This is a genomic window from Caballeronia sp. LZ008 (assembly GCF_031451435.1).
Lineage (GTDB): Bacteria > Pseudomonadota > Gammaproteobacteria > Burkholderiales > Burkholderiaceae > Caballeronia > Caballeronia zhejiangensis.
The window spans coordinates 994989-1021911 of sequence record NZ_JARUXK010000001.1 but is presented as its reverse complement, the minus strand read 5'-3'; the positions used below and the strand labels follow the sequence as shown (position 1 = coordinate 1021911).

General features: G+C 63.3%; 20 protein-coding genes. 8 read left to right on the top strand and 12 right to left on the bottom strand.

All coding sequences use genetic code 11. The features are described from left to right. Positions 1–30 precede the first annotated feature (30 nt). From QCE49_RS04770 to uvrB, 5 genes are all read right to left on the bottom strand, one after another. Entirely contained in the window at positions 31–1434 is a 1404-nt protein-coding gene (locus QCE49_RS04770) for a 4Fe-4S binding protein (protein ID WP_174447730.1), read from the bottom strand. After that, complete coding sequence (locus tag QCE49_RS04765) at positions 1431–2282, bottom strand: FTR1 family protein (protein ID WP_250456451.1); 852 nt, start codon at positions 2280–2282, stop codon at positions 1431–1433. The genes QCE49_RS04770 and QCE49_RS04765 overlap by 4 nt, the downstream gene beginning before the upstream one ends. Before the next feature lie 66 nt (positions 2283–2348). Next, on the bottom strand, positions 2349–2657 hold the full coding sequence (locus QCE49_RS04760) for a cupredoxin domain-containing protein (protein ID WP_372492535.1): 309 nt from the start codon (positions 2655–2657) through the stop codon (positions 2349–2351). An 88-nt stretch (positions 2658–2745) separates the two neighbouring features. Beyond that, complete coding sequence (locus QCE49_RS04755) at positions 2746–3291, bottom strand: iron transporter (protein WP_372492533.1); 546 nt, start codon at positions 3289–3291, stop codon at positions 2746–2748. 302 nt (positions 3292–3593) lie between these two features. Then, positions 3594–5690, bottom strand: a complete 2097-nt coding sequence (gene uvrB, locus QCE49_RS04750) for an excinuclease ABC subunit UvrB (RefSeq protein ID WP_008350451.1) — start codon at positions 5688–5690, stop codon at positions 3594–3596. Positions 5691–6022: 332 nt separating this feature from the next. On the opposite strand from uvrB, the gene QCE49_RS04745 reads away from it, so the two are divergent. Then, positions 6023–7222, top strand: coding sequence for an amino acid aminotransferase (locus tag QCE49_RS04745; RefSeq protein WP_250456452.1), 1200 nt, complete (start codon positions 6023–6025; stop codon positions 7220–7222). A 75-nt stretch (positions 7223–7297) separates the two neighbouring features. On the opposite strand, the gene QCE49_RS04740 is transcribed toward QCE49_RS04745, so the two are convergent. Next, positions 7298–7516 (bottom strand): hypothetical protein, encoded by a 219-nt coding sequence (locus tag QCE49_RS04740; RefSeq protein WP_250456454.1) that lies wholly within the window; start codon positions 7514–7516, stop codon positions 7298–7300. Between the two features lie 272 nt (positions 7517–7788). Here QCE49_RS04740 and QCE49_RS04735 point away from each other — a divergent pair, with 272 nt between their 5' ends. Further along, positions 7789–8319 (top strand): hypothetical protein, encoded by a 531-nt coding sequence (locus QCE49_RS04735; RefSeq protein ID WP_008350459.1) that lies wholly within the window; start codon positions 7789–7791, stop codon positions 8317–8319. A 55-nt stretch (positions 8320–8374) separates the two neighbouring features. Here QCE49_RS04735 and QCE49_RS04730 read toward each other — a convergent pair whose 3' ends face one another. Together QCE49_RS04730 and QCE49_RS04725 are read right to left on the bottom strand one after the other, a co-directional pair. Then, complete coding sequence (locus QCE49_RS04730; RefSeq protein WP_250456455.1) at positions 8375–9787, bottom strand: lactate utilization protein B; 1413 nt, start codon at positions 9785–9787, stop codon at positions 8375–8377. A 13-nt stretch (positions 9788–9800) separates the two neighbouring features. Further along, positions 9801–10535, bottom strand: a complete 735-nt coding sequence (locus QCE49_RS04725; protein WP_034472139.1) for a (Fe-S)-binding protein — start codon at positions 10533–10535, stop codon at positions 9801–9803. Positions 10536–10725: 190 nt separating this feature from the next. On the opposite strand from QCE49_RS04725, the gene QCE49_RS04720 reads away from it, so the two are divergent. Next, positions 10726–11535: an IclR family transcriptional regulator gene (locus QCE49_RS04720; RefSeq protein ID WP_008350464.1), complete on the top strand. Its 810-nt coding sequence runs from the start codon at positions 10726–10728 to the stop codon at positions 11533–11535. Positions 11536–11612: 77 nt separating this feature from the next. On the opposite strand, the gene pbpG is transcribed toward QCE49_RS04720, so the two are convergent. After that, the gene (gene pbpG, locus QCE49_RS04715) at positions 11613–12797 is read right to left on the bottom strand and encodes a D-alanyl-D-alanine endopeptidase (RefSeq protein WP_033537204.1); all 1185 of its coding nucleotides are present in this window, start codon (positions 12795–12797) and stop codon (positions 11613–11615) included. Positions 12798–13570: 773 nt separating this feature from the next. Between pbpG and QCE49_RS04710 the strand changes: the two genes are divergently transcribed. Further along, a complete protein-coding gene (locus QCE49_RS04710) occupies positions 13571–14146 on the top strand; it encodes a phasin family protein (protein ID WP_008350468.1) in 576 nt (191 codons plus the stop codon). 155 nt (positions 14147–14301) lie between these two features. Here the strand turns inward: QCE49_RS04710 and lpdA are convergent, their stop codons facing one another. From lpdA to aceE, 3 genes are all read right to left on the bottom strand, one after another. After that, on the bottom strand, positions 14302–16350 hold the full coding sequence (gene lpdA / locus QCE49_RS04705) for a dihydrolipoyl dehydrogenase (RefSeq protein WP_008350470.1): 2049 nt from the start codon (positions 16348–16350) through the stop codon (positions 14302–14304). 74 nt (positions 16351–16424) lie between these two features. Beyond that, the gene (gene aceF / locus QCE49_RS04695; RefSeq protein ID WP_309805758.1) at positions 16425–18062 is read right to left on the bottom strand and encodes a dihydrolipoyllysine-residue acetyltransferase; all 1638 of its coding nucleotides are present in this window, start codon (positions 18060–18062) and stop codon (positions 16425–16427) included. 80 nt (positions 18063–18142) lie between these two features. Further along, entirely contained in the window at positions 18143–20836 is a 2694-nt protein-coding gene (gene aceE / locus QCE49_RS04690) for a pyruvate dehydrogenase (acetyl-transferring), homodimeric type (RefSeq protein WP_250456457.1), read from the bottom strand. A 292-nt stretch (positions 20837–21128) separates the two neighbouring features. Between aceE and fixL the strand changes: the two genes are divergently transcribed. From fixL to QCE49_RS04670, 4 genes are all read left to right on the top strand, one after another. Beyond that, a complete protein-coding gene (gene fixL / locus QCE49_RS04685; RefSeq protein WP_034472179.1) occupies positions 21129–23663 on the top strand; it encodes an oxygen sensor histidine kinase FixL in 2535 nt (844 codons plus the stop codon). After that, positions 23660–24295 (top strand): oxygen response regulator transcription factor FixJ, encoded by a 636-nt coding sequence (gene fixJ, locus QCE49_RS04680; RefSeq protein WP_008350478.1) that lies wholly within the window; start codon positions 23660–23662, stop codon positions 24293–24295. Before fixL ends, fixJ begins: the two co-directional genes overlap by 4 nt. A gap of 233 nt (positions 24296–24528) precedes the next feature. Next, positions 24529–25932, top strand: coding sequence for a DUF3300 domain-containing protein (locus QCE49_RS04675; protein WP_250456458.1), 1404 nt, complete (start codon positions 24529–24531; stop codon positions 25930–25932). Between the two features lie 59 nt (positions 25933–25991). Next, on the top strand, positions 25992–26894 hold the full coding sequence (locus QCE49_RS04670; protein ID WP_235366347.1) for a DUF2950 domain-containing protein: 903 nt from the start codon (positions 25992–25994) through the stop codon (positions 26892–26894). The last annotated feature ends 29 nt before the right edge of the window (positions 26895–26923 follow it).

The following is a 26923-nucleotide window of genomic DNA, read 5'->3' as shown; positions in this document are numbered from 1 at the left end:
CTCGTTGCCGCGCTTGACGGCGTGGACGGTTTATCGGCTGAAGCCCCAGAACATCAGGTACCACGCGCTGTCCGCAACGGCCAGCGCAGCGACAAACCATACCATCGCAAGAAGGCGCGGAACAAGTGACGATGCATGGCGCCCCGTCACGCGCCACGCAAGCCACGCGCTCCAGAGATTCGCGGCCGCGAGCAAGCCGAGCCGCAGACCCGGCACCCACCACAACGGCAGATGCTCGGCGCGCAGCAGCGATACCGTCGTCGCGGACAGGCCCAGGAACACGCCGACGCCCGCAATCGGGATCAGGGCGAGCGTCAGGTGATGCAGGCGCGTCGCGTTCATCTTGCCGAGCATGCGCGTGCCGATGGCGAGCAGGCCGAGCAGCGCCGTGCCGTACACGAGCCCAGTCGCGACGATATAGCCGATGACCATGGTGCCGTCGAGCCACGAGAAGACGTCGTTCTGTTCCGGGTAATGCGTGAACAGGAACCACGGCGCGTTGGTGTCGAGCGGCCAGAGGATGTCGTGATCGATCAGCCAGGCGGCGAGAAATTGCTTCAGATCGACGAACCAGGTGCTCACGGTCCAGTGGAACGCGCCGATCGCGATGCCGAGCAGGCCGTACAGAATGAGCGCGGTGTCCCACGGATTCGCGGCCTTGTCGCCGAGCTTCACGACTTCCTCGGACGGCGAGCGCCACGTGAGCGCGATGGCGTCGCGATGGCCGCTGCATCGGCCACACATGTGGCAGTCCTGTGCGCCCTTCATGTTGCGCAGCGGGACGAGCGGCGCGCAGTTGATCGGAATCACGCGATGGCCGTGCTCGCCTTTCGTGTACGAACGGCGCCACGCTTCTTCGTCGACCTTGTAGTGAAACGGCGCGAGGCGCGCGAGCAGCGAGAACACGCCGTTGACCGGGCACAGATACTTGCACCACACGCGCTTCTCGCGGCCATACAGCACGCCGATGATCATCGCGCCGACGGTCGAGCCGCCGAGCACGAGCAGCACCGCCTTCGGATACTGATAGACGCTGACCATCTGCCCGTAGATCGTCGTGAGCCCGAATGCGACGAACGGCCAGCCGCCCCAGCGCATCCAGCGCGGAATCGCCCAGCCGCGGCCGAACTTGCTCGCGAACTCCGACAGCGCGCCTTCGGGACACAACACGCCGCACCAGACGCGCCCGAGCATGACCATCGACAGCAGCACGAATGGCCACCAGATGCCCCAGAACACGAACTGCGCGGCGAGCGTGAGATTGCTCCACAGATGCGCGGCGCCGTCCGGCAGCGGCATCACGGCGGGAACGATGATCAGAAATGCATACACGGCAACGACGACCCACTGAATCATGCGGATCGTGCTGCCGTGACGTTGCATCCAGTGGCCGGCTTGTTGAAGCCGGCCCGGTCTACGCATTACGGAACTCATGCTGGACGGCTTGCCGCCTTTTGTTTTTGCGCCATCTGGGTGTTCGAACGGCGCAGCAGAAGATAGATGACGACCCAGTACACCCCATACGCGACGAGATTCATGCCCGCGGGATGCGCGCGATAACCGGTGAGCGTAGCAACGAGCGATCCGAACGTACTCGAATCATCGAGCAGCCACGACGTGTTCCACACCTGATTGACGATGACCGGCAGCACTTCCATGTCGATCAGCTTGTCGACGCCCGTTTCGAAGAGGCCGGCCGCCAGGAACAGCAGCATTATTTCGGTGACGCGAAAGAACGAGCGCCACGAGAAGATCTTGCCGCCGAGCTGCAGGATATAGAACGTCAGCAGCGCGAGACCGAACCCGAGAATGATCGCGATGTACTGCGACGCGTCGACGTGCCCCGACTGACCGAAGCCGACGCCGTAGAGAAACACGGCCGTCTCGCTGCCTTCGCGCGCGATCGCCAGCGCGACGAGCACGGCGATGCCCCACCAGTGTCCGTCCTGCGTGCTCTTTTGCAGCGATGTTTCCATGTCGCGCTTGAGCGTGCGTCCGTGGCGCTTCATCCACAGGACCATCTGCACGATCAGCACGCAGGCGATCAGCACCATCGCGGTCTGGAAGTAATCCTGCGCATCGCCCGACAGCACTTCCGTGAAGCCGATGAGCGCGGCGCCCAACGCCACCGCCGCAAGCAGGCCGATGACGACGCCGGCCCACAGATAAGGCAGGCCCCGGCGCGCCTGATGATCGCCGTTCTTCAGCCACGCGTAGAGAATGCCGACGACGAGCAACGCCTCGACGCTCTCCCGCCACACGATGAAAAGTACCTGCCCCATACCCGACCTCCAGCAATTCCACTTCAAGCGGCCGCGCGCGGTGCGAACATCGCGCGGCACATTCCGTTACTTCGCGACGATCACGCCTTGCGCGGACTGATGAAAATCGTCGAAGAACTTGTATTCACCCGGATCCAGCGGTGCGATCACCACGAACGAATCCGCCCCCGGCGCGAGCACTTTTTCCTTGCGCAACTGCACGCTTTCGAACTCGGCGGCGCCCTTGCCGACGTTATGCACTTCGATCTTGATGCGCTGCCCCGCCGGCACTTCGATGCGCGCCGGATTGAGCTTGCCGTCGTTCATTTCGAGCTTGAACGTCGGCAGGTCGGCGGCGTGCGCCATGTTCATCCCGGCAAAGGCAAACGCGGACATCGCGAGCGCGGCCACCTGATTTTTCAGCTTCATGCGTACTTCCTGAGAGTGAATGCGCCCGGTCCGGGATGCCGGGCGCCACGGACGATCAGTAACCGCCCTTCTTTCCGATGCCCGCGAACGGGAAGTCGTACTCGATCGTGAACGGCTTGAACCACGGACCGACGCCCGTTTCCTTGTCGGTGTGACGGCCGAACGCCATGTGGCCTTCCTGCGACGGCGGCGAAATATGCAGCTTCAGGTGATACTTGCCCGGCCCGAAGAGCTTGACGTTGTCGCCGTAGTGCGGGCCGTCGCTCGCGACCATCGGCATCAGGTCGCCCTTGATGGTCTGCGTCGTGCCGACCTTCGTGAGTTCATACGTGACTTGCAGATACGGCATCCAGTCGCCTTCGGCGAATCCGGTCGGGTTGTTCTTGACCGCGTGGATATCCGCCTCCAGGTGGATATCCGAATCCGACGCCTTGCGCATCATGCCTTCCGGCGACATCGTGATCGGCTGCAGATACACGGCGCCCGTTTCCATGCCCGCCTCGATGTGCTGCTTGCCGATCGGATATTCGGCTGCCGACGCTGCCATCACCGCCGTGAGACCTGCGGCGGCGACGAGGCCGCGCATCAACGTTGAACCCATCAGAAAACTCCTTGTTGTTATCGATTGGCACGCGTGCCACGCGAGCCTTGCCACTGAGATACCGGAGCGCCGCTCGGTCGGCGGCGTTAGCACAACTCTGTGAACGTTAATACGAACCATTCTCAATGTTCGTCAGTTTAGCATCGTTCGATTCCCGCAACAATTTGAGCGAGCTTACAGACCTAGGCGCAGTAAGGCTTTTCGCCGAATCGCACGATCGCGGCGGGATAAAAAAAGGCGCGGCGAACCGTCCGATTCGCCGCGCCTTTCGAATTAAGCCTTGAAAATCACTTACATATTGCTTACTTGCCGCCGATTCCGCTCACGTGATCGCCCACGTTCGCCCCGAACACGCGCTGCCGCAGGAGCGCCAATTGGTCGCGGGTCTGCGCCGCTTTTTCGAATTCGAGATTCTTGGCGTGATCCATCATCTGCTTCTCGAGGCGCTTGATTTCCTTCGCGATCTGCTTCTCGGACATGTCTTCGAACTTCGCGCGCGCCTGCGCTTCCTTCAGCTCGGCGCGGGCGTCGTCGGCGTTGTAGACGCCATCGATGATGTCCTTGATGCGCTTCTCCACCCCGCGCGGCGTGATGCCCATCTTCTCGTTGTGCGCCATCTGCTTGGCGCGGCGCCGCTCGGTTTCGCCGATGGCGCGCTTCATCGAGTCGGTCATGTTGTCGGCGTAGAGAATCGCCTTGCCGTTCACATTACGCGCCGCGCGCCCGATGGTCTGGATCAGCGAGCGCTCGGCGCGCAGGAAGCCTTCCTTGTCGGCGTCGAGAATCGCGACGAGCGAGACTTCGGGAATATCGAGACCCTCGCGCAGCAAGTTGATGCCGACGAGCACGTCGAACGTGCCGAGCCGCAGATCGCGGATGATTTCCACGCGCTCGACCGTGTCGATATCGCTGTGCAGATAACGCACCTTCACGCCGTGATCGGCGAGAAACTCGGTCAGCTGCTCGGCCATGCGCTTGGTCAGCGTCGTGACAAGCACGCGCTCCTGCACCGCCACGCGCGCGTTGATTTCCGAGAGCACGTCGTCGACCTGCGAGCGCGCCGGACGCACTTCGATTTCCGGATCGACGAGACCCGTCGGCCGCACGAGCTGCTCGGCCACCTGCCCTGCCTTCTGCTGCTCGTAGTCGGCGGGCGTCGCGGAAACGAAGATCGCCTGGCGCATCTTGCGCTCGAACTCGTTGAACTTGAGCGGCCGGTTATCGAGCGCGGACGGCATCCGGAAACCGTAGTCGACGAGATTTTCCTTGCGCGCGCGGTCGCCGTTGTACATGCCGTTCAACTGGCCGATCAATACGTGCGACTCGTCGAGCAACATCAGCGCATCGGGCGGCAGATAGTCGACGAGCGTCGGCGGCGGCTCGCCAGGCGCCGCGCCCGAGAAGTGCCGCGAGTAGTTCTCGATGCCCTTGCAGAAACCGAGCTCCTGCAGCATTTCCAGATCGAAGCGCGTGCGCTGCTCCAGCCGCTGTGCTTCGACGAGCTTGCCCTCGCTGTGGAAGAATTCGAGCCGCTCGCGCAATTCGAGCTTGATGGTTTCGATCGCGCGCATGACGGTGTCGCGCGGCGTCACGTAATGCGACGACGGGTACACGGTGAAGCGCGGAATCTTGTTGCGCACGCGTCCGGTGAGCGGATCGAAGAGCATCATCGATTCGATTTCGTCGTCGAAGAGCTCGACGCGCACCGCCATTTCCGCGTGCTCGGCCGGAAAGATATCGATGGTGTCGCCGCGCACGCGAAACGAACCGCGCTGGAAATCGGCTTCGTTGCGCGTGTACTGCATCGCGATCAGGCGCGCGATGACGTCGCGCTGGCCGAGCTTGTCGCCCGTGCGCAGCGTGAGAATCATCTTGTGATATTCGGACGGATTGCCGATACCGTAAATCGCGGACACCGTCGCGACGATCACCACGTCGCGCCGTTCGAGCAGGCTTTTCGTGGCCGAAAGCCGCATCTGCTCGATGTGCTCGTTGATCGACGAGTCCTTCTCGATGAAGAGATCGCGCTGCGGCACGTACGCTTCCGGCTGGTAATAGTCGTAGTACGAGACGAAATACTCGACGGCGTTGCGCGGAAAGAACTCGCGGAATTCCGCGTAGAGCTGCGCGGCGAGCGTCTTGTTCGGCGCGAAGACGATCGCCGGACGGCCGAGCCGCGCGATGACGTTCGCCATCGTGAAGGTCTTGCCCGAGCCGGTCACGCCGAGCAGCGTCTGAAACGAGAGACCGTCCTCGACGCCTTCGACGAGCTTCGCGATGGCATCGGGCTGATCGCCCGCGGGCGGATACGGCTGATACAACTGAAACGGCGAGCCTTCGAACGTGACGAACTTCGATTCGTCCAGTTCTTCCGGGGATGCGATGAGAGTGTCGGACATGAGAAATCGAGAAAGTCAGCGCCTGAGGCAAACAATCATTCTAGCGTCGTACGCGATGCGCGCGCTCGCCTGGACGTGACCGGGATGTGGAAGCGTAGTCTCCATCAGATTGGGCATGGTTCGCCGATCTCAAGCGCACCGGCTCACGCCCTTTTTTATCGCGCGCTTTTGGCGTGTTCGCGGAATTAAGGGCCAAAAAGCACGCGCATTCGCGCCATATTCGGCCGAAAAGCCGCGCCGGATTCGCTACAATGTGCGACTGGGCTCGACGGCATGATGCCGTCGTCGCCACGCTTCCCCGCCGCACGTCTTTCCTCCACTGCCGATAGATCATGTCTCTTTTCTCTGCCGTCGAACTCGCTCCCCGCGACCCGATCCTGGGCCTCAACGAAGCCTTCAACGCCGATACGCGCACGACCAAAGTCAATCTGGGCGTCGGTGTATACACGAACGAAGAAGGCAAGATTCCGCTCCTGCGCGCCGTGCGCGAAGCCGAGAAAGCGCGCGTCGATGCCGCGCTGCCGCGCGGTTATCTGCCGATCGACGGCATCGCCGCCTACGACGCCGCCGTGCAGAAGCTGCTCCTCGGCAACGATTCGCCGCTGATCGCCGCGGGCCGCGTCGTGACGGCGCAGGCGCTTGGCGGCACGGGCGCGCTCAAGATCGGCGCGGACTTTTTGAAGCGCCTGAACCCGAACGCGGTCGTCGCGATCAGCGATCCGAGCTGGGAAAACCATCGCGCGCTCTTCGAAGGCGCCGGTTTCGAAGTGGTCCACTACCCGTACTACGAAGCCTCCACGCACGGCGTGAACTTCGACGGCATGCTCGCCGCGCTGAACAGCTACGCGGCGGGCACCGTCGTCGTGCTGCACGCGTGCTGCCATAACCCGACGGGCGTCGATCTGTCGGACGAGCAGTGGAAGCAGATCGTCGAAGTCGTGAAGGCGAAGGACCTCGTGCCGTTCCTCGATATGGCGTATCAAGGCTTCGCGGAGAACATCGACGCGGACTCCGCCGCCGTGCGTCTCTTCGCGGCATCGGAACTGAACGTGTTTGTGTCGTCGTCGTTCTCGAAGTCGTTCTCGCTGTACGGCGAGCGCGTCGGCGCACTGTCGATCATCACGACGAGCAAGGAAGAATCGGCACGCGTGCTCTCGCAACTGAAGCGCGTGATCCGCACGAACTATTCGAACCCGCCGACGCACGGCGGCTCGATCGTCGCGGCCGTGCTGGCGTCGCCGGAACTGCGCGCGACCTGGGAGCAGGAGCTGGGCGAAATGCGCGATCGTATCCGCGCAATGCGCAACGGTCTCGTCGAGCGACTGAAGGCGAGCGGCGTCGATCGGGACTTCTCGTTCGTCAACAAGCAGCGCGGCATGTTCTCGTACTCGGGTCTGACGGCTGCGCAAGTCGATCGTCTGCGTGAAGAATTCGGCATCTACGCCGTGAGCACGGGCCGCATCTGCGTGGCCGCGCTGAACACGCGCAACCTCGACGCCGTCGCGAACGCGGTCGCCGCCGTGCTCAAGTAAGCAGTTCGGCCGCGTCCAAATGAAAATGGCGCCCTTTGCGGGCGCCATTTTTTGTGTGCGTCGAAAACCGGCGAATCAGAGCGTCTTTTCCGCCGAGACGGCAGCGGGTTGTGCGTCTTCGTCGTCGACGAAGCCGAGCGAAATCGCGCGCGCCAGTTCTGCGCTCACGCCCGCCACGCTGGTTTCTTCATGGCGCATTGCCGCGCCGCTGCCCTCGCCCGCGTGCATGCAGAACGCGAGCGCGATCGGAAACAGGATGGCGACGGGCCAGTAGGTCGATATTGTCTTTCTCATGGGACTGCCTTTGGTCGATATGTCGCAGCGGGCATCGCATCAAGGGAACCCACTGATGAACATTTCGAATTTTACGGACTTGTCCCGACCTTAAAAAGCCGTTGAAAAGCAAAGGATTGTTGCGCCCGGGACAACAAGCCGTTTTGATGAACGTCGCGACCGCTCGCGCCTTTATGACAGCTTGCCGTCATAAAGGCTTACAAAGTTGTTCGCGACATCCACGCGCCGATGATGTCTTATTCAGTAATGGTTCTACAGAATTTCCCACGATCATGAAATCCGCAGTCGCTGGTGTCTTGCTTGCTTCGTCTGCCGCACTTCTCGGTGGTTGCGCGGCGTATCCCGATGCGTCGGCCTATGGCGGCGGCTACCCTGCTGTCTACGACGACCCGGGCTACGGATACTACGGTGGCCCGCCGCCGGGCGTCGTCGTAGGCGGCGGTTACTACTCCGGGCCGGGCCCGATTTACTACGGTCCGCCTAACCGATATTGGGACGATGGTCCCGGCTGGCGTCGTCCGCCGCCGGGCGGATGGCGCGGCGGGCATCCGCCGCGCGACCGGGGTCCGGGCGGCCCGCCTCCGCAGGCGGGCGGCGGACATCCGAACGGTCCGCCACCGCAAGCAGGCGGCGGCCGTCCTCCGGCAGCGCAGCCCCCGCAAGCAGGCAACTCGCCGGCGCCGCAGTCCGTGGGCGGTCGGCCGCCGGGACCGAATCGCGCCCCGCCACCATCCGCGAATGGCGGTGGGGGCAATTCGCAGGGCGGCAATTCGCGCGGCTTCCTGGGACGGTACGGCGGATAAAAGCGCTTCGACGACAAAGGCCGCGCCCGATCGAAAGATCCGGCGCGGCCTTGTTTTATCCGAGATGCGAATGCTGCGCCTTGTACAGCTCCCGGAATGTGCGCCCGACTGGCGCGGGCATGTCGCGCGTGTCGGTCCATCCGGCGCCGAACGGCAGTCGTGAAATCGTCTTCTTGTTGCCGCCGATGCGTTCGAGCACGCGCACCGCGAGCTTCGTGAAAAGGGCATAGGCGAGCGGCCGCTTCGCGAGATAGCCCCACGCCGCGAGCGCGGCGCGCTCGTTCCACGGACGCAGCCGACGCTCCATCTGCTTCTCGCGCAGCTTGCGCAGCAGATCCGACAACGGAATGCCGACCGGACAAACACTGTTGCACTCGCCGCAAAGCGTTGCGGCTTGCGGCAGATCGAGCGCCTTGTCGATGCCGACATAAGCCGGCGTCAGCACCGAGCCCATCGGTCCCGGATACACCCATCCATACGCATGTCCGCCGATCTTCTGATAGACCGGGCAATGATTCATGCACGCGCCGCAGCGGATACAGCGCAGCATCTCCTGAAACTCGCCGCCGATAAGCCCGGTGCGGCCGCCATCGACGAGCACGAAGTACATATGATCGGGCCCGTCCGTCTCGTCGGCCGCGCGCGGTCCGGTCAAGAGCGAAAAGTAATTCGAGATCGTCTGGCCGGTCGCCGAGCGCGGCAGGAGGCGCATCGCGGTCGCGAGATCTTCGAGCGTCGGCAGCACTTTTTCGATGCCCGTCACCACGACATGCACGCGGGGCATCACGGTGCACATGCCTTCGTTGCCCTCGTTCGTGACGACCGCCACCGACCCCGTCTCCGCGATCAGGAAATTGCCGCCCGTCACGCCCATGTCCGCCGACATGAAATGCGGCCGCAACACTTCCCGCGCCTCGCGCGTCATCTCCGGGATGTCGGTGAGGCGTGGCTTGTTGTGCGTCTTCGCGAAGAGATCCGCGATCTGCTCCTTATCCTTATGCACGACCGGCGCGATGATATGGCTCGGCGGCTCGTTGTCGTTGATCTGCAGGATGTATTCGCCGAGATCGGTCTCGATCGACTGCACGCCCATCTCGCCGAGCACGCGATTCAGCTGCATCTCTTCCGAGACCATCGACTTGGTCTTGATGACCTTCTTCACATCGTGTTTGCGCGCGATGTCCGCGACGAGCTTCGCCGCGGCCTGCGTCGTTTCGGCGTAAAGCACGGTCGCGCCGCGACGCGTCGCCTCGCGCTCGAAGGTTTCGAGCCACACGTCGAGATTCTCGAGCGCGCGATTGCGGCGCTCCTTCAACGCGGCGCGCGTTGCCTCGAAGTCGATGTCGCGCACCGCGCTCGCACGCGCGCTGACGAACTTGGTCGAGAGCTTGGTGAGATTCTGCTGCAGGCGCTCGTCGGCGAGCTTGCTTCCCGCGCGCGCCTTGAAGTGCATCGTCTGGACTTGCATCCGTTTGTCTCCTTCAGGCGCGACGCGCCGCGTCGCCCGCGAGCACTTGCGCGATATGCAGCACGCGCGTCGACGTATCGCCGGTGCGGCGCAGGCGCCCTTCGATGTTCAGCATGCAGCCGAGGTCGCCGAGCACGACGGTATCCGCGCCGCTCGCCTTGATGTTCGCGCATTTCTCATCGACGATCGCCGTCGAAATGTCGCCGTACTTCACCGCGAAGGTGCCGCCGAAGCCGCAGCAATGCTCGCATCCGGCCATCTCGGTCACGGGCACGCCTGCCTGGGCGAGCAGCTCGCGCGGCTGCGATTTCACGCCGAGTTCGCGCAGACCCGAGCAGGAATCGTGATACGTCACCATGCCGTCGAACACGCCCGGCTCCATGCGCGCCTTCGCGACGTTCACGAGAAAATCGGTCAGTTCGAACACGCGCGGCTGAAGGCGCGCGAAGCGGCTCATCAATTGCGGATCGTCGCGAAAGAGATCGCCGTAGTGCGCGCGGATCATGCCGCCGCACGAACCGGACGGCACCACGACATAGTCGAACTGCTCGAATTCGCGCAGCGTTTTTTCGGCGAGATCGCGGGCGAGCGGCCGATCGCCCGAGTTGTAGGCAGGCTGGCCGCAACAGGTCTGCGACGGCGGCACGACGACTTCGAAACCCGCCTGCTCGATCAGCTTGATGACCGAGAAGCCGATTTCCGGGCGCATCATGTCGATGAGACATGTCACGAATAATCCGACTCGCATTGGGGCGTTTCCTGTTTGTGGAGTGATGTGAACGCAGCGCCGATTATCCTTGATAAGTCCCGCGCGACGGGCTTCTCGCTGGCCATCGATGTCATCGACGAGCGCATTGTTTTGGCGAAGCGTTCGCTTTTTTCACATTATGAGATACAATCCCCATTCCGCTGTTTGACGCATCAACCGATTTTTCACGATGAGCGATACGAACCCGGAATCCAAAACCTCCATTCAGGTGATCGAGCGCATGATGCGTCTTCTCGACGCCCTCGCCGATCACACTGACCCCGTCAGCCTGAAAGAACTCGCCCAGAGCACCGATCTGCACCCATCCACGGCGCATCGCATTCTGAACGACATGGTGCTATGCCGGCTCGTGGACCGGTCGGACCCCGGCACGTATCGCCTCGGCATGCGCTTGCTGGAGCTCGGCAATCTCGTCAAGGCGCGTCTTTCGGTGCGTGAAGCCGCGATGCCGCCGATGCGCGAGTTGCATCGGCAGACCGGGCAGACCGTCAATCTTTCCGTGCGGCAAGGCGACGAGATCGTCTATATCGAGCGCGCGTACTCGGAGCGCTCGGGCATGCAGGTCGTGCGTGCGATCGGCGGCCGCGCGCCGTTGCATCTGACGTCGGTCGGAAAGCTGTTTCTCGCCGCCGACGAAGCCGCGCGCGTACGCGCGTATGCGATGCGAACCGGTCTCTCCGGCCACACGCAGAACAGCATCACCGATCTCTCGAAACTCGAGCGCGAACTGTCGCTGGTGCGCCAGCAGGCGTGCGCGCGCGACAACGAGGAACTCGAACTCGGCGTGCGCTGTATCGCGGCGGGCATTTACGACGATACGGGACGCCTCGTCGCCGGCTTGTCGCTGTCCGCGCCCGCCGATCGTCTGCAGGACGCCTGGCTGAAACAATTGAGCCACACGGCGCTCGAGATCTCGCAATCGCTGGGATATCACCCGGAAGAGGCAGCTTCCGACGCGCAACAACACGCGCATCGCTGATTTCTTCGCCGCATGTCAAAACGGGATTCGTCTTTCGACGAATCCCGTTTGCTTTTGCATCAGCGAAGATCAGGCGCTCAAGGATTTGCGCCGCTGCCCATGTCCGCGCTCATGATATGCGGCTCGCCGAGCGTGTCGAGATACGAACGCAGACGGCCCGCGTCGGCGAAGCGCGAATACTTGCCGTACGAATCGAGCAGCACGATGACGACCGGACGGCCGTTGACGGTTGCCTGCATCACGAGGCACTCGCCCGCTTCGTTGATGAAGCCCGTCTTCTGCAAGCCGATGTCCCACGAAGCATTGCGGATCAGCGCGTTCGTGCTGTTGTAGGCGAGATTGCGCTTGCCGGTGAAGACGTCGTAGCTGCGGTCGGTCGAGAACTTGCGGATCAGCGGATATTGATACGCCGCGTTGACCATCTTCACGAGGTCGCGCGCGCTCGACACGTTCTGGCTCGTGAGTCCCGTGGAATTCTCGAAGTGCGTGTCGACCATGCCGAGCGACTTGGCCTTCGCGTTCATCGCGGCGATGAACGCCGGACGGCCGCCCGGGTAATAGCGCGACAGTGCCGCCGCCGCGCGATTTTCCGACGCCATCAGCGCGATGTGCAGCATGTCTTCGCGATTCAGTTGAGATCCGACCGCGAGGCGCGAACCCGTGAACTTCTCGTAGTCGCGGTCTTCGTCGGTGACGGTGATTTCATCGGTCAGCGGCATGTGCGAATCGAGCACGACCATCGCGGTCATCAGCTTCGTGATCGATGCGATCGGCACGACGGCGCGCGAGTTCTTGTCGAAGAGCGTCTCGGACGTGTTCTGGTCGACGACGTAAGCCACGCTCGAACGCAGCGCGAGGCTGTCGGGGGTATCGTGCAGGCCGAACGCCTGACCAACCGACGTCGCGCGCGGCTGGAACGCAACCGCGTGCACCGCGGCGCGTCGCGAATGCGCTTCCATGCGATACGACGCGCGACGCTTGCGCGATGCGCGCGGCGCGTCATCGTCGTCATCGGCCGCGGCGACTTTCGCCGCTTTCGCGGGCTTCGGCGCTTTCAGCGTGGTCTTGGCGACGCGCGCGGGCTTTTCAGCCTTGGCGGTGGATTTCTTTGCGGTTTTGGTTTGGGTGGCGGTCTTCGCGAGGGCTTCAGCCGGAGCCGCTGCGAAGGACGTCGCTACTGCGATGGAGACGGCGATGGACAATGCCGAGCGCACTGCCACGCCATGCACCACCTTCAACGACGAAAACATTTCGGTTTTCATTAGTGTTCTGTTGGGCGGCTGGAGGGTACCGCCAAGTGTAGTGAAGCTACGAAATTTAAGCAATATTAAGCACTTATCGGCACTCGTTAAACCGAGTTGTAAGCCGTGATTGCGTATTGCTGAACAAAAAACCGCCTCGATCGGAAAAAACGATCGGCCCGGCGAAATAGTGCTGCCCAAAATGCGCTTTGCTACACCGCGACAAACGCACTATCGGCAAAACTTTCCACGACTTTAGTGAAACGTGAGGATCGGATCAGACAAAACGCAGAGATACGAACGGGAGTCAGCACCAACGGAGCGCACAGACGATCACGAGACAGCTCGGACAGCCGAAATGTTAACGTTTCTTCAACAATTTGGTGTACGGCGACATCCTAAAAATAAGACGACCTTCAGAAATATCTCGCTTCCGCATCGCCGCAGAACCCGCGCTGTCCGCGTCGCCGGAACATCAAAGTTTCATCAGGCCGTGCTTTGATCGTGTTGAACATGCGGCCCGATGCGTGTCGGAAGCCATGCCCAGCTTGAGTGCATAGGGTTTCCACGGACGCTTATTTCGACCACGCAATCGGCATGTAAGTTGTTGTTTAACATACGGTTTCTGCCTATTGTGCGGCGCACAAAAAGTGCTTGACATCCATCGGAATATCTCTAAAATGGGTCTCATGTTGCGACGCACCAATCGCAGTTGCACCTAGCCGGCAGGTATATCGCGCCGGATCTACCCAAACCACGACCCGCGTTGATGGGTCTGCCATCAGGAGCCTGAGATGACGCTGTTGACCCCCGAGCAAATCGCCGCTGCACAGAAAGCCAACTTCGACACGCTGTTCGGCCTCACGAACAAGGCGTTCGAAGGCGTTGAGAAGCTCGTCGAACTGAACCTGCAAGTTGTGAAGTCCACGCTGGCCGAAAGCCAGGAAAACGCACAGCGCGCGCTGTCGGTGAAGGACGCGCAGGAACTGCTCGCCCTGCAAGCCAGCCTGACCCAGCCGGTCGCGGAAAAGGTGCTGTCGTACGGCCGTCACCTGTATGAAATCGCGTCGGCCACGCAAGCCGAATTCGCCCGCGTCGCGGAAGCGCAGTACGAAGAGCAGAACCGCAAGGTCCAAACGCTCGTCGACAACGTCGCGAAGAACGCACCGGCCGGTTCGGAAACCGCCGTCGCCGTCATGAAGTCGGCCATCACCGCCGCCAACACGACGTACGAAACGGTTCACAAGGCAACGAAGCAAGCTGTCGAAATTGCGGAAAGCAACTTCAACGCTGCCGCTACGGCTGCGACGAAGGCCGCTACGCAAGCGACCGAGCAAGCTGCCCGCGCCACCAAGAAGTCGGTTGCGTAAGTTTGCCGCCGGGCCCCTGCCCGGCCGATGCAGCAAGAATCACGAAGAACCCGGCCATCGCGCCGGGTTTTTTGTCGTCTATTGCTCGTGAATCCCACAAACAAAAAGGCGCGCTCCGGTCAAGGAGCGCGCCTTTCTTCTGTAACCGCGGACGCTTACTTCTTGCGCTGCGGCGGCAAGTCCGTGCACACGCCTTCGTACAACTCGGCGGCCATGCCGACCGATTCGCCGAGCGTCGGGTGCGGGTGGATCGTCTTGCCGATGTCGGTCGCATCCGCGCCCATCTCGATCGCGAGACACACTTCGCTGATGAGATCGCCCGCATTCAGACCGACGATGCCGCCGCCGATCACCCGATGCGTCTCTTCATCGAAGATGAGCTTGGTGAAACCTTCGTCGCGGCCGTTGGCGATCGCGCGGCCCGACGCGGCCCACGGGAACACCGCCTTGCCGAACTTGATGCCTTCGGCCTTGCACTGCTCTTCCGTCTTGCCGGCCCACGCCACTTCCGGATCCGTATAAGCGACGGACGGAATCTGCAGCGCGTCGAAATACGCCTTCTCGCCGTGCGCCGCTTCCGCCGCGACGTGGCCTTCGTGCACGGCCTTGTGCGCGAGCATCGGCTGGCCGACGAGATCGCCGATCGCGAAGATGTGCGGCACGTTGGTACGCATCTGCTTGTCGACGTTGATGAAGCCGCGATCCGTCACCGCGACGCCCGCCTTGTCCGCGCCGATCTTGCCGCCGTTCGGGCTGCGGCCGACCGCGAGCAGCACGAGGTCGTAGCGCTGCGGCTCGGCCGGCGCCTTCTCGCCTTCGAATGTCACATAGATGCCGTCTTCCTTGGCTTCCGCCTTGGTCGTCTTGGTCTTGAGCATCACGTTCGTGAAGCGCTTGGAATTGAACTTCTCCCAGACTTTCACGAGATCACGGTCCGCGCCGAGCATCAGGCCGTCGAGCATTTCGACGACGTCGATGTCCGCGCCGAGCGTCGAATACACCGTCGCCATTTCCAGCCCGATGATGCCGCCGCCCACCACCAGCATGCGCTTCGGAAGCTGGCGCAGTTCGAGCGCGCCGGTCGAATCGACGACACGCGGATCGTCCGGGAAGAACGGCAGCTTCACCGCCTGCGAACCCGCCGCGATGATCGCCTGCTTGAACTTGACGACCTTCTTGCCGTCCGCGCCGTTCACTTCCATGTGATTCGGATCGACGAACGCGCCGACGCCCGTCACGACCTGGACCTTGCGCGCCTTCGCCATGCCCGCGAGACCGCCGGTCAGCTTCTTGACGACGCCTTCCTTGAAGCCGCGAAGTTTGTCGAGATCGACCTTCGGCTCGCCGAAGCTGATGCCGTGCGCCGCGAGCTCGGCCGCTTCGTCGATGACGAGCGCCGTGTGCAGCAACGCCTTCGACGGAATGCAGCCGACGTTCAGACACACGCCGCCGAGCGTCGAATAACGCTCGACGAGCACGGTCTTCATGCCGAGATCGGCGGAACGGAATGCCGCCGAATAACCGCCGGGACCGGCGCCGAGCACGAGCATGTCGCATTCGACATCGGCCGCGCCGGCGTAGCTGCCTGCTTGCGGCGCGGGCGTCGGCGCGGCTGCCGGCGCCGCTTTCTGGGGCGCGGGAGCAGGCGCCGCAGCGGACGCGCCGCCTTCGAGCGTCAGAACCAGCGTGCCTTCCGACACGTTGTCGCCGACCTTCACCTTCACTTCCTTGACCGTGCCGGCGGCAGGCGACGGCACGTCCATCGTCGCCTTGTCGGATTCGAGCGTGATGAGCGACTGCTCCTTCTCGACCGTATCGCCCGGCTTCACATGCACTTCGATGACGGGAATGTCCTTGAAGTCGCCGATATCCGGCACCTTCACGTCCTGCACGCCGCCGCCCGAAGCCGCAGCCGGTGCGGGCGCAGCGGCGGGAGCCGGAGCCGGCGATGGCGCGGCCGCAGCGCCGGCGGTTTCGATCATCGCGATGACCGAGCCCTGGCTCACCTTGTCGCCCTGCTTGACCTTCACTTCCTTGATGGTCCCCGCGACATCCGCGGGCACTTCCATCGTGGCCTTGTCGGTTTCGAGCGTGATGACGCCCTGTTCCTTTTCGATGACGTCGCCGGCTTTGATATTGACTTCGATGACATCGACATCGGAGAAGTCGCCGATGTCGGGTACTTTTAGTTCGACGAGACTCATGTTGTCCCCTAAGAGATATGCGGATGGAACCTCGGACGAACGTCCGAGGTTCCGCCGTCGGCCAGATCAGCAGATCAGAGAATGACGCGACGGAAATCGCCCAGAATCGCCGACAGATAAGCGTTGAAGCGCGCCGCGGCCGCGCCGTCGATGACGCGATGGTCATACGACAGCGACATCGGCAGCGTGAGGCGCGGCACGAACTGCTTGCCGTCCCACACGGGCTTCTGATAGCCGCGCGACAGACCGAGGATCGCGACTTCGGGCGCGTTGATGATCGGCGTGAAGTGCGTCCCGCCGATGCCGCCCAGCGACGAGATCGAGAAGCAGCCGCCCTGCATCTGATCGGGCTTCAGCTTGCCGTCGCGCGCGAGCTTCGACAGCTCCGCCATTTCCTTGGCGATATCGACGAGGCCCTTCTTGTCCGCGTCGCGGATCACCGGAACGACGAGGCCGTTCGGCGTATCGGCCGCGAAACCGATATGGTAGTACTGCTTGAAGACGAGGTTGTCGCCGTCGAGGCTCGCGTTGAAGTCCGGGAACTTCTTCAGCGCCGAGACCACGGCCTTGATGACGAACGCGAGCATCGTGAACTTCACGCCCGCTTTCTCGTGCTCCTTGTTGAGCTTCACGCGCAATTCTTCGAGCTCGGTGATGTCGGCTTCGTCGTTGTTCGTGACGTGCGGGATCATCACCCAGTTGCGATGCAGGTTCGCGCCCGAGATCTTCTTGATGCGCGAGAGCGGCTTCGGCTCGACCGGACCGAACTTCGTGAAGTCGATCTTCGGCCACGGCAACAGGCCGAGTTCGCCGCCGCCACCGCCAGCCGGCGCCGCAGCCGCAGGCGCCGCGCCCTGTCCCGACATCACGCCCTTCACGAACGCGGTGATGTCCTGCTGCGTGATGCGGTTCTTCGGCCCGGTGCCGCGCACGCGCGACACATCGACGCCCAGTTCCCGCGCGAACTTGCGCACCGACGGCGACGCGTGGCTCGACGTGCGCGAGCCGTCGCCGGCGGGAATGACAGGCGCCTGCGCGAGCGCGGACGGCGCTTCCTTCGGCGCGGGCGCGGGCTTCGCGGGCGCATCCGAGGGCACTTCCTTCGGTGCCGCCGGCGCGGGCGTGGGCGCCGGTGCGGCCGCGCCGCCTGCGCCGCCTTCCAGCACGAGGATCAGCGTGCCTTCGGAGACCGTATCCCCGATCTTGACCTTCAGTTCCTTGACCGTGCCCGACGCCGGGCTCGGCACGTCCATCGTGGCCTTGTCGGATTCGAGCGTGACGAGCGACTGCTCCTTCTCGACCTTGTCGCCGACTTTCACCGCGATCTCGATGACCGGGATGTCCTTGAAGTCGCCGATGTCCGGCACTTTCACTTCGACGGAACCGCCGCCGCTTGCAGCGGGCGCGGCAGCCGGCGCGGGCGCGGGCGCGGGCGCCGCAGCCGGCGCCGGAGCCGGCGCAGCGGCCGCACCGCCGCCTTCGAGCACGACGATGAGCGAGCCTTCCGACACGTTATCGCCGACCTTGACCTTCACTTCCTTCACGACGCCCGCCGCCGAGCTCGGCACGTCCATCGTGGCCTTGTCGGATTCGAGCGTGACGAGCGACTGCTCGGGTTCGACCGTATCACCCACCTTGACCAGCACCTCGATCACGGGGATGTCCTTGAAATCGCCGATGTCCGGCACTTTGACTTCGATCGCTTGACTCATTATTAGTGTCTCCTGGGTCGCACGCGGGCCTCCTTCCGCTTCGGAAAGAGGCCGCGTCACAACGCACGGGGGCGATGCCTTTAGACGGTCATCGGGTTGGGTTTGGACGGGTCGAGGTTGTACTTCTTGATCGCCTCGGCGACGACCTTGCGCTCGATCGTGCCTTCGTCGGCCAGCGCGTTGAGCGCAGCCAGCGTCACCCAGTAGCGGTCGACTTCGAAGAAGTGGCGCAGCGCTTCGCGCGTATCCGAGCGGCCATAGCCGTCGGTGCCGAGCACCACGAACTTCTGCGGGACATAGCCGCGAATCTGGTCGACGAGCGCGCGGATGTAATCCGTCGATGCGATCACCGGGCCCTTCGCGTCCTTCAGCAGCGCCGTGACGTGCGGCAGCTTCTTCTCTTCGGTCGGATGCAGCAGGTTCCAGCGCTCGCACGCCTGACCGTCGCGGGCCAGTTCGGTGAAGCTCGGCACGCTCCACAGATCGGCGCTGACGCCCCAGTCGTCCTTCAACAGTTGAGCCGCGGCGATGACTTCGTTGAAGATCGTGCCCGCGCCCATCAACTGAACGTGCGCCTTGGCCGGCGCATCGGCCTTCTTGAAGGCGTACATGCCCTTGATGATGTCCGAAGCCACGGCATCGCCTTGCGGGATCGCCGGATGCTCGTAGTTCTCGTTCATCACGGTGATGTAGTAGTACACGTCTTCCTGGTCCGCGACCATGCGGCGCAGGCCGTCCTGCATGATGACGGCGAGTTCGTAACCGAACGTCGGGTCATAGCTCACGCAGTTCGGAATCGATGCCGCCCACAGCAGCGAGTGGCCGTCTTCGTGCTGCAGCCCTTCGCCGTTCAGCGTCGTGCGGCCAGCGGTGCCGCCCAGCAGGAATCCGCGCGAACGCATGTCGCCCGCGGCCCACGCCAGATCGCCGATGCGCTGGAAGCCGAACATCGAGTAGAAGATGTAGAACGGGATCATGATCTCGCCGTGCGTCGAGTACGACGTCGCGGCCGCGATCCAGTCACACATGCCACCGGCTTCGTTGATGCCTTCCTGCAGGATCTGCCCCGTCTCCGATTCCTTGTAGAACATCAGCTGGTCGGAGTCTTCCGGGATGTACTTCTGGCCGTCCTGATTCCAGATGCCGATCTGGCGGAAGAGGCCTTCCATGCCGAACGTGCGCGACTCGTCCGGGACGATCGGGACAATGCGCTTGCCGAGCGCCTTGTCCTTCAGCAGGATGTTGAGGATCCGCACGAACGCCATCGTCGTGGAGATTTCGCGGCCTTCGCCCGTGCCCTTCAAGAGCGGCTCGAACGCGGACAGCGCCGGCACCGGCAGCGATTCGGCCTTCTCGCGGCGCGTCGGCAGATAGCCGCCCAGGTCCATGCGCTTCTGGCGCATGTATTCGAGTTCCTTCGAGCCTTCCTCGAACGTGAGATACGGCACGTCGGCGATCTGCTCGTCGGTAAGCGGCAGACGGAATTGGTCGCGGAATTTCTTCAGCGTGTCGATCGGCAGCTTCTTCTGCTGGTGCGTGATGTTCATCGCCTGACCATGCTCGCCCATGCCATAGCCCTTGATGGTCTTGGCGAGGATGACGGTCGGCGCGCCCTTCGTCTTGGTCGCTGCGTCGAAGGCCGCGTAGATCTTGTGCGGATCGTGGCCGCCGCGGTTCAGGTTCCAGATGTCGTCATCGGACCAGTCGGAGACGAGCGCCTTGAGTTCCGGCGTGTTGAAGAAGTGCTCGCGCACGAACGCGCCCGACTCCGACTTGTACGTCTGATATTCGCCGTCGACGACTTCCATCATGCGGCGCATCAGCGCGCCGGTCTTGTCGCGTGCGAAGAGCGCGTCCCAGCGGCTGCCCCAGATGACCTTGATGACGTTCCAGCCGGCGCCGCGGAATTCGCTTTCGAGTTCCTGAATGATCTTGCCGTTGCCGCGCACCGGGCCGTCCAGTCGCTGCAGATTGCAGTTGATGACGAACACGAGGTTGTCCAGACGCTCGCGGCCGGCCATGCCGATCGCGCCGAGCGATTCCGGCTCGTCCGTTTCGCCGTCGCCGAGGAACGCCCAGACCTTGCGGCCTTCGGTCTTCGCCATGCCGCGCGCGGCCATGTACTTCATGAAGCGCGCCTGATAGATCGCCATGATCGGGCCGAGGCCCATCGACACGGTCGGGAATTGCCAGAAATCCGGCATCAGCCACGGATGCGGATACGACGAGATGCCCTCGCCGCCCACTTCCTGGCGGAAGTTGTTCAGTTGCTTTTCGGTCAGGCGGCCGAGCAGGAACGCGCGCGAATAGACGCCCGGCGACGAGTGGCCCTGCACGAAGACGAGGTCGCCGCCGTGATCTTTCGAAGGCGCGTGCCAGAAGTGATTGAAGCCGACGTCGTAGAGCGTCGCGGCCGATGCGAACGAAGCGATGTGACCGCCGACGTTCGTGTCCTTGCCCGCGCGCAGCACCATCGCGATGGCGTTCCAGCGGGTGTACGAGCGGATGCGGTGTTCGATGTCCTGATCGCCCGGAATCTTCGCCTGCGAAGCGACGGGGATCGTGTTGATGTACGGCGTGTTCGCCGAAAACGGCAGGTGCTCGCCATGCACGCGAGCGAATTCGATCTGTTTCTCGATCAGGTAGTGCGCGCGATCAGGACCGACCGCGGAAATCACGCCGTCGAGCGCATCGAGCCACTCGGCGGTTTCCTGAGGATCGTCGTCCTTGGCGTTGGCGACATATTTGAGAACTTCGTCGGGTACAGCGGACATGCTCGTCTCCTGATGTGAGGAACACTCGATGAGAACCGCCGGCGCACGCCCGCGAACACACGCGGAAAAGCGGGCACTGGCCGCGTGCCGGCAATTCTAAAGAGGGTCCAGACCATGACGCAAGGAATTTTTCAAATCATGAGAGCCAATCTCACCATGCGAAAAATTGCTGCAACGCACCGTCCGATAAGACTTTTTTGTTCAGATGTTTCTCCTCCTTTTCCTGCAACTGAGCACGCTTTACCGTCTTTTTACGCCATTTAACAATCAGGTGGTGCGTTACAATCGCTCCATGTTGACCGAACGGCTGATCAAACGCTCGGCGAGGTCCGCGCGCAAGCCGACCGACGCCTCGCCCTCCCGCTGGCACCACGGACCGTGGTGGTCGAACTCCTATTTACTCACGCCGCTCATTTCGATCCTGGTGTTTCTGATCGTGATGAGTCTGATTCTCTGGAGCCTGAACCGGCGCGAGCAACAGCAGCAGGAAGACACGCTTTATCGCAACGTCGCGTGGGCTCAGCAACAAATTCGCCTGTCGATGACCGGTGCGCAGGAGCAGATCCAGGCGCTCGCGCGCGACATCGCGACCGGGCACGGCGATCCGCAAACCTTCCAGACATCGTCCACCGACATCATGCAGGGGCATCCCGAGATCCTCTACATGAACTGGTACACGAGCGAGCATAAGCCGCGCTGGCCGAATACGCCGCTGCCCGTGCTCGGATCGCGCCTCGCCAAGCCGAACGACACGCAGATGGACGAGGCCGTGCAGGCCGCCTTCGACGAAGCGCGCACCACCCGCCGCCAAGTCTACTCGCCGTTGCTGTACGACGATCTCGGCAACGGCTACATCACGCTGCAGACGCCGGTTTTCCGCGACCGCGAATTCCTCGGCTCGATCGCGGCCGTGTTTTCGATCGAAGGCATACTGAAGCACGACATTCCGAGCGAATTGTCGGCGAAATACAAGATTTCCATCACCGATCTGAACAACCGCGAGCTCGCGACCACATCGAGCCGCCCGCGCCTGCCGCGCGACATGTTCTACGACCTGCCGCTCGACCCGCCCGGACAAGGCCTGTCGGTGCGCGTGTACTCGTATCCGCAGCTCACGAACTTCACCAACAACACGCTCGTCTGGCTCGTCGCCGGTTTGTCGTGCTTCGTGCTGTGGAGTCTCTGGAGTCTGTGGAAGCACACGCGCCAGCGCTTCGAGGCGCAGCAGGCGCTCTACGCCGAGGCGTTCTTCCGTCGCGCGATGGAAAACTCCGTGCTGATCGGCATGCGCGTGCTCGACATGCACGGCCGCATCACGCACGTGAATCCGGCGTTCTGCCGGATGACGGGCTGGGACGAAAGCGATCTCGTCGGCAAGAACGCGCCGTTCCCGTACTGGCCGCGCGACGCGTATCCGGAGATGCAGCGCCAGCTCGACATGACGCTGCGCGGCAAAGCGCCCTCTTCCGGTTTCGAACTGCGTGTGCGCCGAAAAGACGGGTCATTTTTCCACGCGCGACTCTATGTCTCGCCGCTCATCGACAGTTCCGGCCGTCAGACGGGCTGGATGTCGTCGATGACGGACATCACCGAACCGAAACGCGCGCGTGAGGAACTCGCCGCCGCGCACGAGCGCTTCACCACCGTCCTCGAAAGTCTCGACGCCGCCGTCTCCGTGCTCGCCGCCGACGAAGCCGAACTGCTGTTCGCGAACCGCTATTACCGGCATCTGTTCGGCATTCGTCCGGACGGCCATCTGGAACTCGCGGGCGCGGCGTTCGACGGCGGTTCGCAGAGTTCGTCCGACACCATCGACATGGTCGATACCTACGCGGGCCTGCCCGCCACCGCCCTCACGGAAAGCTCGGCGGACGCGCAGGAGGTCTACGTCGAAGGCATTCAGAAGTGGTTCGAGGTGCGCCGCCAGTACATTCAGTGGGTCGACGGCCATCTCGCGCAGATGCAGATCGCCACCGACATCACGCAGAGGAAGCAGGCGCAGGAACTCGCGCATCAGCAGGAAGAAAAGCTCCAGTTCACGAGCCGCCTGATGACGATGGGCGAAATGGCGTCATCGCTCGCGCACGAGCTGAATCAGCCGCTCGCCGCGATCAACAACTATTGCTCGGGCTGCGTCGCGCTCGTGAAATCCGGCCGCATGACGCAGGAAACGCTGCTTCCGGTGCTCGAAAAAACCGCGCAGCAGGCCGTGCGCGCGGGCATGATCATCAAGCGCATCCGCGAGTTCGTGAAGCGCAGCGAACCGAAGCGCCAGGCGGCGCGCGTCGCGGATATCGTCGCGGACGCGGTCGGTCTCGCCGAGATCGAGGCGCGCAAACGCAAGATCCGCATCGTCACCGAAATCCGTTCGCGGATGCCCGTCATCTACGTCGACCCGGTTTTGATCGAACAAGTGTTGGTCAACCTGTTGAAAAACGCGGCCGAGGCGATGCATGATGCGAAACCACACGCCGTCGATCCGGTGATACGCGTAGTCGTGCAGCGCATGGACGGCGGCTTCGTGTGCATCAGCGTGGTCGATCAGGGTCCGGGCGTGGACGAAGCAACCGCCGAGCGTCTCTTCGAGCCGTTCTACAGCACCAAGTCCGACGGCATGGGCATGGGGTTGAACATCTGCCGTTCGATCATCGAGTCGCATCGCGGGCGCCTTTGGGTGGTCAACAACGTCGAAGCGGACGGCCACGTGACCGGCGCGACTTTCCACTGCAGCCTGCCGATCGGCGAAGTGGAAGGCGGCTCGGGCACGGGCGGCACGGATGCGCAGGACGAACATACGAGACAACAAACAGTTACGGGAGAACTATGAGCACAGTCACCACTCAGGAAACCGTCTTCGTCGTCGACGATGACGAAGCCGTACGTGATTCCTTGCGCTGGCTGCTCGAAGCAAACGGCTATCGCGTTCAGTGTTTCTCCAGCGCGGAATCGTTCCTCGACGTCTACCTGCCGATCGCCCATTCCGGCGCGATTTCCTGCCTGATCCTCGACGTGCGCATGGCCGGCATGACGGGGCTCGAACTGCAGGAGAAGCTCATCGCCGAGAACTCGCTCTTGCCGATCATCTTCGTGACGGGGCACGGCGACGTCCCGATGGCCGTCTCGACCATGAAGAAGGGCGCGATGGACTTCATCGAGAAGCCGTTCGACGAAGCCGAACTGCGCAAGCTCGTCGAGCGCATGCTCGAAAAGGCGCGCAGCGAGAGCACCAGCGTGCAGCAGCAGCGCGCGGCCGCAGAGCGCTTGGGCAAGCTGACGGCGCGCGAGCATCAGGTGCTAGAACGCATCATCGCCGGGCGGCTGAACAAGCAGATCGCCGACGATCTCGGCATCAGCATCAAGACGGTCGAAGCGCATCGCGCGAACATCATGGAGAAGCTTTCCGTGAACACGGTGGCCGATCTGCTGCGTCTCGCGCTGTCGAACAAGCCGCAGCAATAAGCGCTTCGGCTCTCCCCTTCGCGGCCGGCATCGTCATGCCGGCCGCGCGTTTATCGGCGCGCTCGCGAGCGAATGCGCCCGAATCTCCTTCCCGCCAAAGTTCGTTGAACGCCGAACTGAAAAGTGATATTGGCTGAATCACGCCGGATCACTACCCGATTTCCTCGCTTCAATCCCGGCTACGCGCAACGATCTCGCAACGTCTCGCACGGGGGGATTCGATGTCGAAACGAATGGGTGTCATTGGTTCGCAAATCGGCACGGCAAGAGCGATCGCGTTCGCCGTCACGCTCGCCGCGATGCCGCTTTTCGCCGCGCATCCGCTCGACGCGCAAGCGCAGAACGCCGCGCCGGCCGGCCAGAAACTCACGAACCAGCAACTCGACGCGCTGACCGCGCCGGTCGCGCTCTATCCGGATGCGCTGCTCGCGCAAGTCCTGATGGCGTCGACGTATCCGTCGCAGATTACCGAAGCGGCCGACTGGTCGAAGGCGAATCCGAACGTCAAGGGCGACGACGCCGTGAAAGCCGTGCAGACGCAGCCGTGGGACCCGAGCGTGCAGTCGCTCGTCGCTTTCCCGCAGGCGCTCGCGACGATGGCCTCCAAGATCGACTGGGTGACGCAGCTCGGCAACGCGTTCATCGCGCAGCCGAGCGACGTGATGGACTCCGTTCAGCGTCTGCGGCGCGCGGCGCAAAGCGCGGGCAATCTGAAGACGAACGAGCAGCAGAAAGTCACGAGCGCGCCCGCGCCGGCGGGCAGTACGACCACCAGCACTACGGTGATCCAGATCGAGCCCGCCAATCCGCAAGTCGTCTACGTGCCGACCTACAACCCGACGGTCGTGTACGGGACGTGGCCATATCCCGCGTATCCGCCGGTCTATGTGCCGCCGCCGCCCGGATATGCGATCGGGTCGGCGTTCATGACCGGCATGGCGTTCGCAACAGGCGTCGCGGTCGTGAATTCGCTGTGGGGCAACTGCAACTGGGGTCACGGCGATGTCAACGTCAACGTGAATCGCTACAACAACATCAACACGGCCAACCGCATCAATGCGAACAGCAATAACGTGCGCTGGAACCGCAACGATCCGCAGTTCAACCGGACGAACGTCGCCGCGAACCGCCAGAACCTGAACAACGCCAATCTCGGCGCGAACGGCAACCAGTTCCGGGGCCGCGAGGATGCGCGCGCGCAAGCCGCGCAGACCTTGCAGCAGCGCACCGGCCAGAACCTCAACGAATCGGCGAGCCAGCGCGCGCAGAGCATCCGCGAGGGCGGCGGACCGAACGCGCGCACGACGAGCGATCTTCGTCAGCGCTCGCAGGACGTAAATCGCGACAACGCGCTGCGCGGCGCGGGCGATGGCAACGGCGCGCGCCAGGACATGCAGCGCGGACAGGCGAGCCGGCAGTCGTTCAATCAGTCGCATGAGCGCGCCGGCGCGGGTGGCGGCGGTGTTCAGCGTCAGGCGGGCGGCGGCGGTGGCGGTGGCGGTGGTTTGGGCGCGGGCGGAGGCGGCGTGCAACGTGGCGGCGGCGGATTTCAAGGCGGCGGCGGTGGCGGATTCCACGGCGGTGGCGGCGGCGGCGGCGGGTTCCATCGAGGCGGCGGCGGAGGCTTCCGCCGTTGATGATCGATTCCATCGTCAAACGCCGCGAATGCGGCGAACGCCAGATCCAGGAGCCCGACATGAAACCATTCGCCTCATCGAAGAAGCTCGTCCTGCGCGCGTTCGCGGTCGCGTCGCTCGTGCTCGGCGCGTCGCTCGCGCACGCGCAGGCCGTTTATCCGACGCCCGAAGCGGCGGCGCAAGCGTTCACCGACGCCATCGCCACCAACGACGAAGCCGCGCTCGCCAAAGTGCTCGGCAAGGACCATCGCCGATATGTGCCCGAAGGCAGCATCGGCCGGGAGGATATCTACGCGTACCTCGGCGCGTGGGCGCAGCAGCATCGCATCGTCGAGGATGCGCAAAAGGTCGACGGACATCCTTCAGCGCGCATCGAAGCGGGCACGGACGGCTGGACGCTGCCGATTCCGCTCGTCAAGGTCGCGAACGGCTGGCGCTTCGACATGCGCGCCGCGCGCGACGAGCTGCTGACGAGGCGCATCGGGCGCAACGAGCGATCGGCGATGCAGGTCGCGCTCGCGGTCGTCGCCGCGCAGGACGACTATCGCAAGACGGCGGGGCGCTACGCCGACCGCTTCGTGAGCACGCCCGGCAAGCACGACGGCCTTTACTGGGACACGGCGCCGGGCGAGCCGGAAAGCCCGCTCGGTCCGCTCGCCGAGACGATGCCGAACAAGCCGACCGACAAGGACGGCTACTACGGCTATCACTACCGCATTCTGACGTCGCAAGGCTCCAACGCACCGGGCGGCGCGAAGAACTATCTTCAGGACGGACGGCTGACGCAGGGTTTCGGCGTCATCGCGACGCCCGCGCGCTACGGCCAGACGGGCGTGATGACGTTCATGGTCAATCAGGACGGACAGATCTACGAGAAGGATCTGGGCCCGGCTTCCGCAAGCAAGGCGGCGGCGATCAAGTCGTTCAACCCGGATTCGTCGTGGAAGGTGGTGACGCCCTGAGCGGGCGCGGGGTGGCGCGCGGCTCAGGG

Bases quoted from the DNA above. Each gene is read 5' to 3' on its own strand.
- QCE49_RS04770 (WP_174447730.1), bottom strand. From the start codon at position 1,434: ATGAGTTCCGTAATGCGTAGACCGGGCCGGCTTCAACAAGCCGGCCAC.
- QCE49_RS04765 (WP_250456451.1), bottom strand. From the start codon at position 2,282: ATGGGGCAGGTACTTTTCATCGTGTGGCGGGAGAGCGTCGAGGCGTTG.
- QCE49_RS04760 (WP_372492535.1), bottom strand. From the start codon at position 2,657: ATGTCCGCGTTTGCCTTTGCCGGGATGAACATGGCGCACGCCGCCGAC.
- QCE49_RS04755 (WP_372492533.1), bottom strand. From the start codon at position 3,291: ATGGGTTCAACGTTGATGCGCGGCCTCGTCGCCGCCGCAGGTCTCACG.
- uvrB (WP_008350451.1), bottom strand. From the start codon at position 5,690: ATGTCCGACACTCTCATCGCATCCCCGGAAGAACTGGACGAATCGAAG.
- QCE49_RS04745 (WP_250456452.1), top strand. From the start codon at position 6,023: ATGTCTCTTTTCTCTGCCGTCGAACTCGCTCCCCGCGACCCGATCCTG.
- QCE49_RS04740 (WP_250456454.1), bottom strand. From the start codon at position 7,516: ATGAGAAAGACAATATCGACCTACTGGCCCGTCGCCATCCTGTTTCCG.
- QCE49_RS04735 (WP_008350459.1), top strand. From the start codon at position 7,789: ATGAAATCCGCAGTCGCTGGTGTCTTGCTTGCTTCGTCTGCCGCACTT.
- QCE49_RS04730 (WP_250456455.1), bottom strand. From the start codon at position 9,787: ATGCAAGTCCAGACGATGCACTTCAAGGCGCGCGCGGGAAGCAAGCTC.
- QCE49_RS04725 (WP_034472139.1), bottom strand. From the start codon at position 10,535: ATGCGAGTCGGATTATTCGTGACATGTCTCATCGACATGATGCGCCCG.
- QCE49_RS04720 (WP_008350464.1), top strand. From the start codon at position 10,726: ATGAGCGATACGAACCCGGAATCCAAAACCTCCATTCAGGTGATCGAG.
- pbpG (WP_033537204.1), bottom strand. From the start codon at position 12,797: ATGAAAACCGAAATGTTTTCGTCGTTGAAGGTGGTGCATGGCGTGGCA.
- QCE49_RS04710 (WP_008350468.1), top strand. From the start codon at position 13,571: ATGACGCTGTTGACCCCCGAGCAAATCGCCGCTGCACAGAAAGCCAAC.
- lpdA (WP_008350470.1), bottom strand. From the start codon at position 16,350: ATGAGTCTCGTCGAACTAAAAGTACCCGACATCGGCGACTTCTCCGAT.
- aceF (WP_309805758.1), bottom strand. From the start codon at position 18,062: ATGAGTCAAGCGATCGAAGTCAAAGTGCCGGACATCGGCGATTTCAAG.
- aceE (WP_250456457.1), bottom strand. From the start codon at position 20,836: ATGTCCGCTGTACCCGACGAAGTTCTCAAATATGTCGCCAACGCCAAG.
- fixL (WP_034472179.1), top strand. From the start codon at position 21,129: ATGTTGACCGAACGGCTGATCAAACGCTCGGCGAGGTCCGCGCGCAAG.
- fixJ (WP_008350478.1), top strand. From the start codon at position 23,660: ATGAGCACAGTCACCACTCAGGAAACCGTCTTCGTCGTCGACGATGAC.
- QCE49_RS04675 (WP_250456458.1), top strand. From the start codon at position 24,529: ATGGGTGTCATTGGTTCGCAAATCGGCACGGCAAGAGCGATCGCGTTC.
- QCE49_RS04670 (WP_235366347.1), top strand. From the start codon at position 25,992: ATGAAACCATTCGCCTCATCGAAGAAGCTCGTCCTGCGCGCGTTCGCG.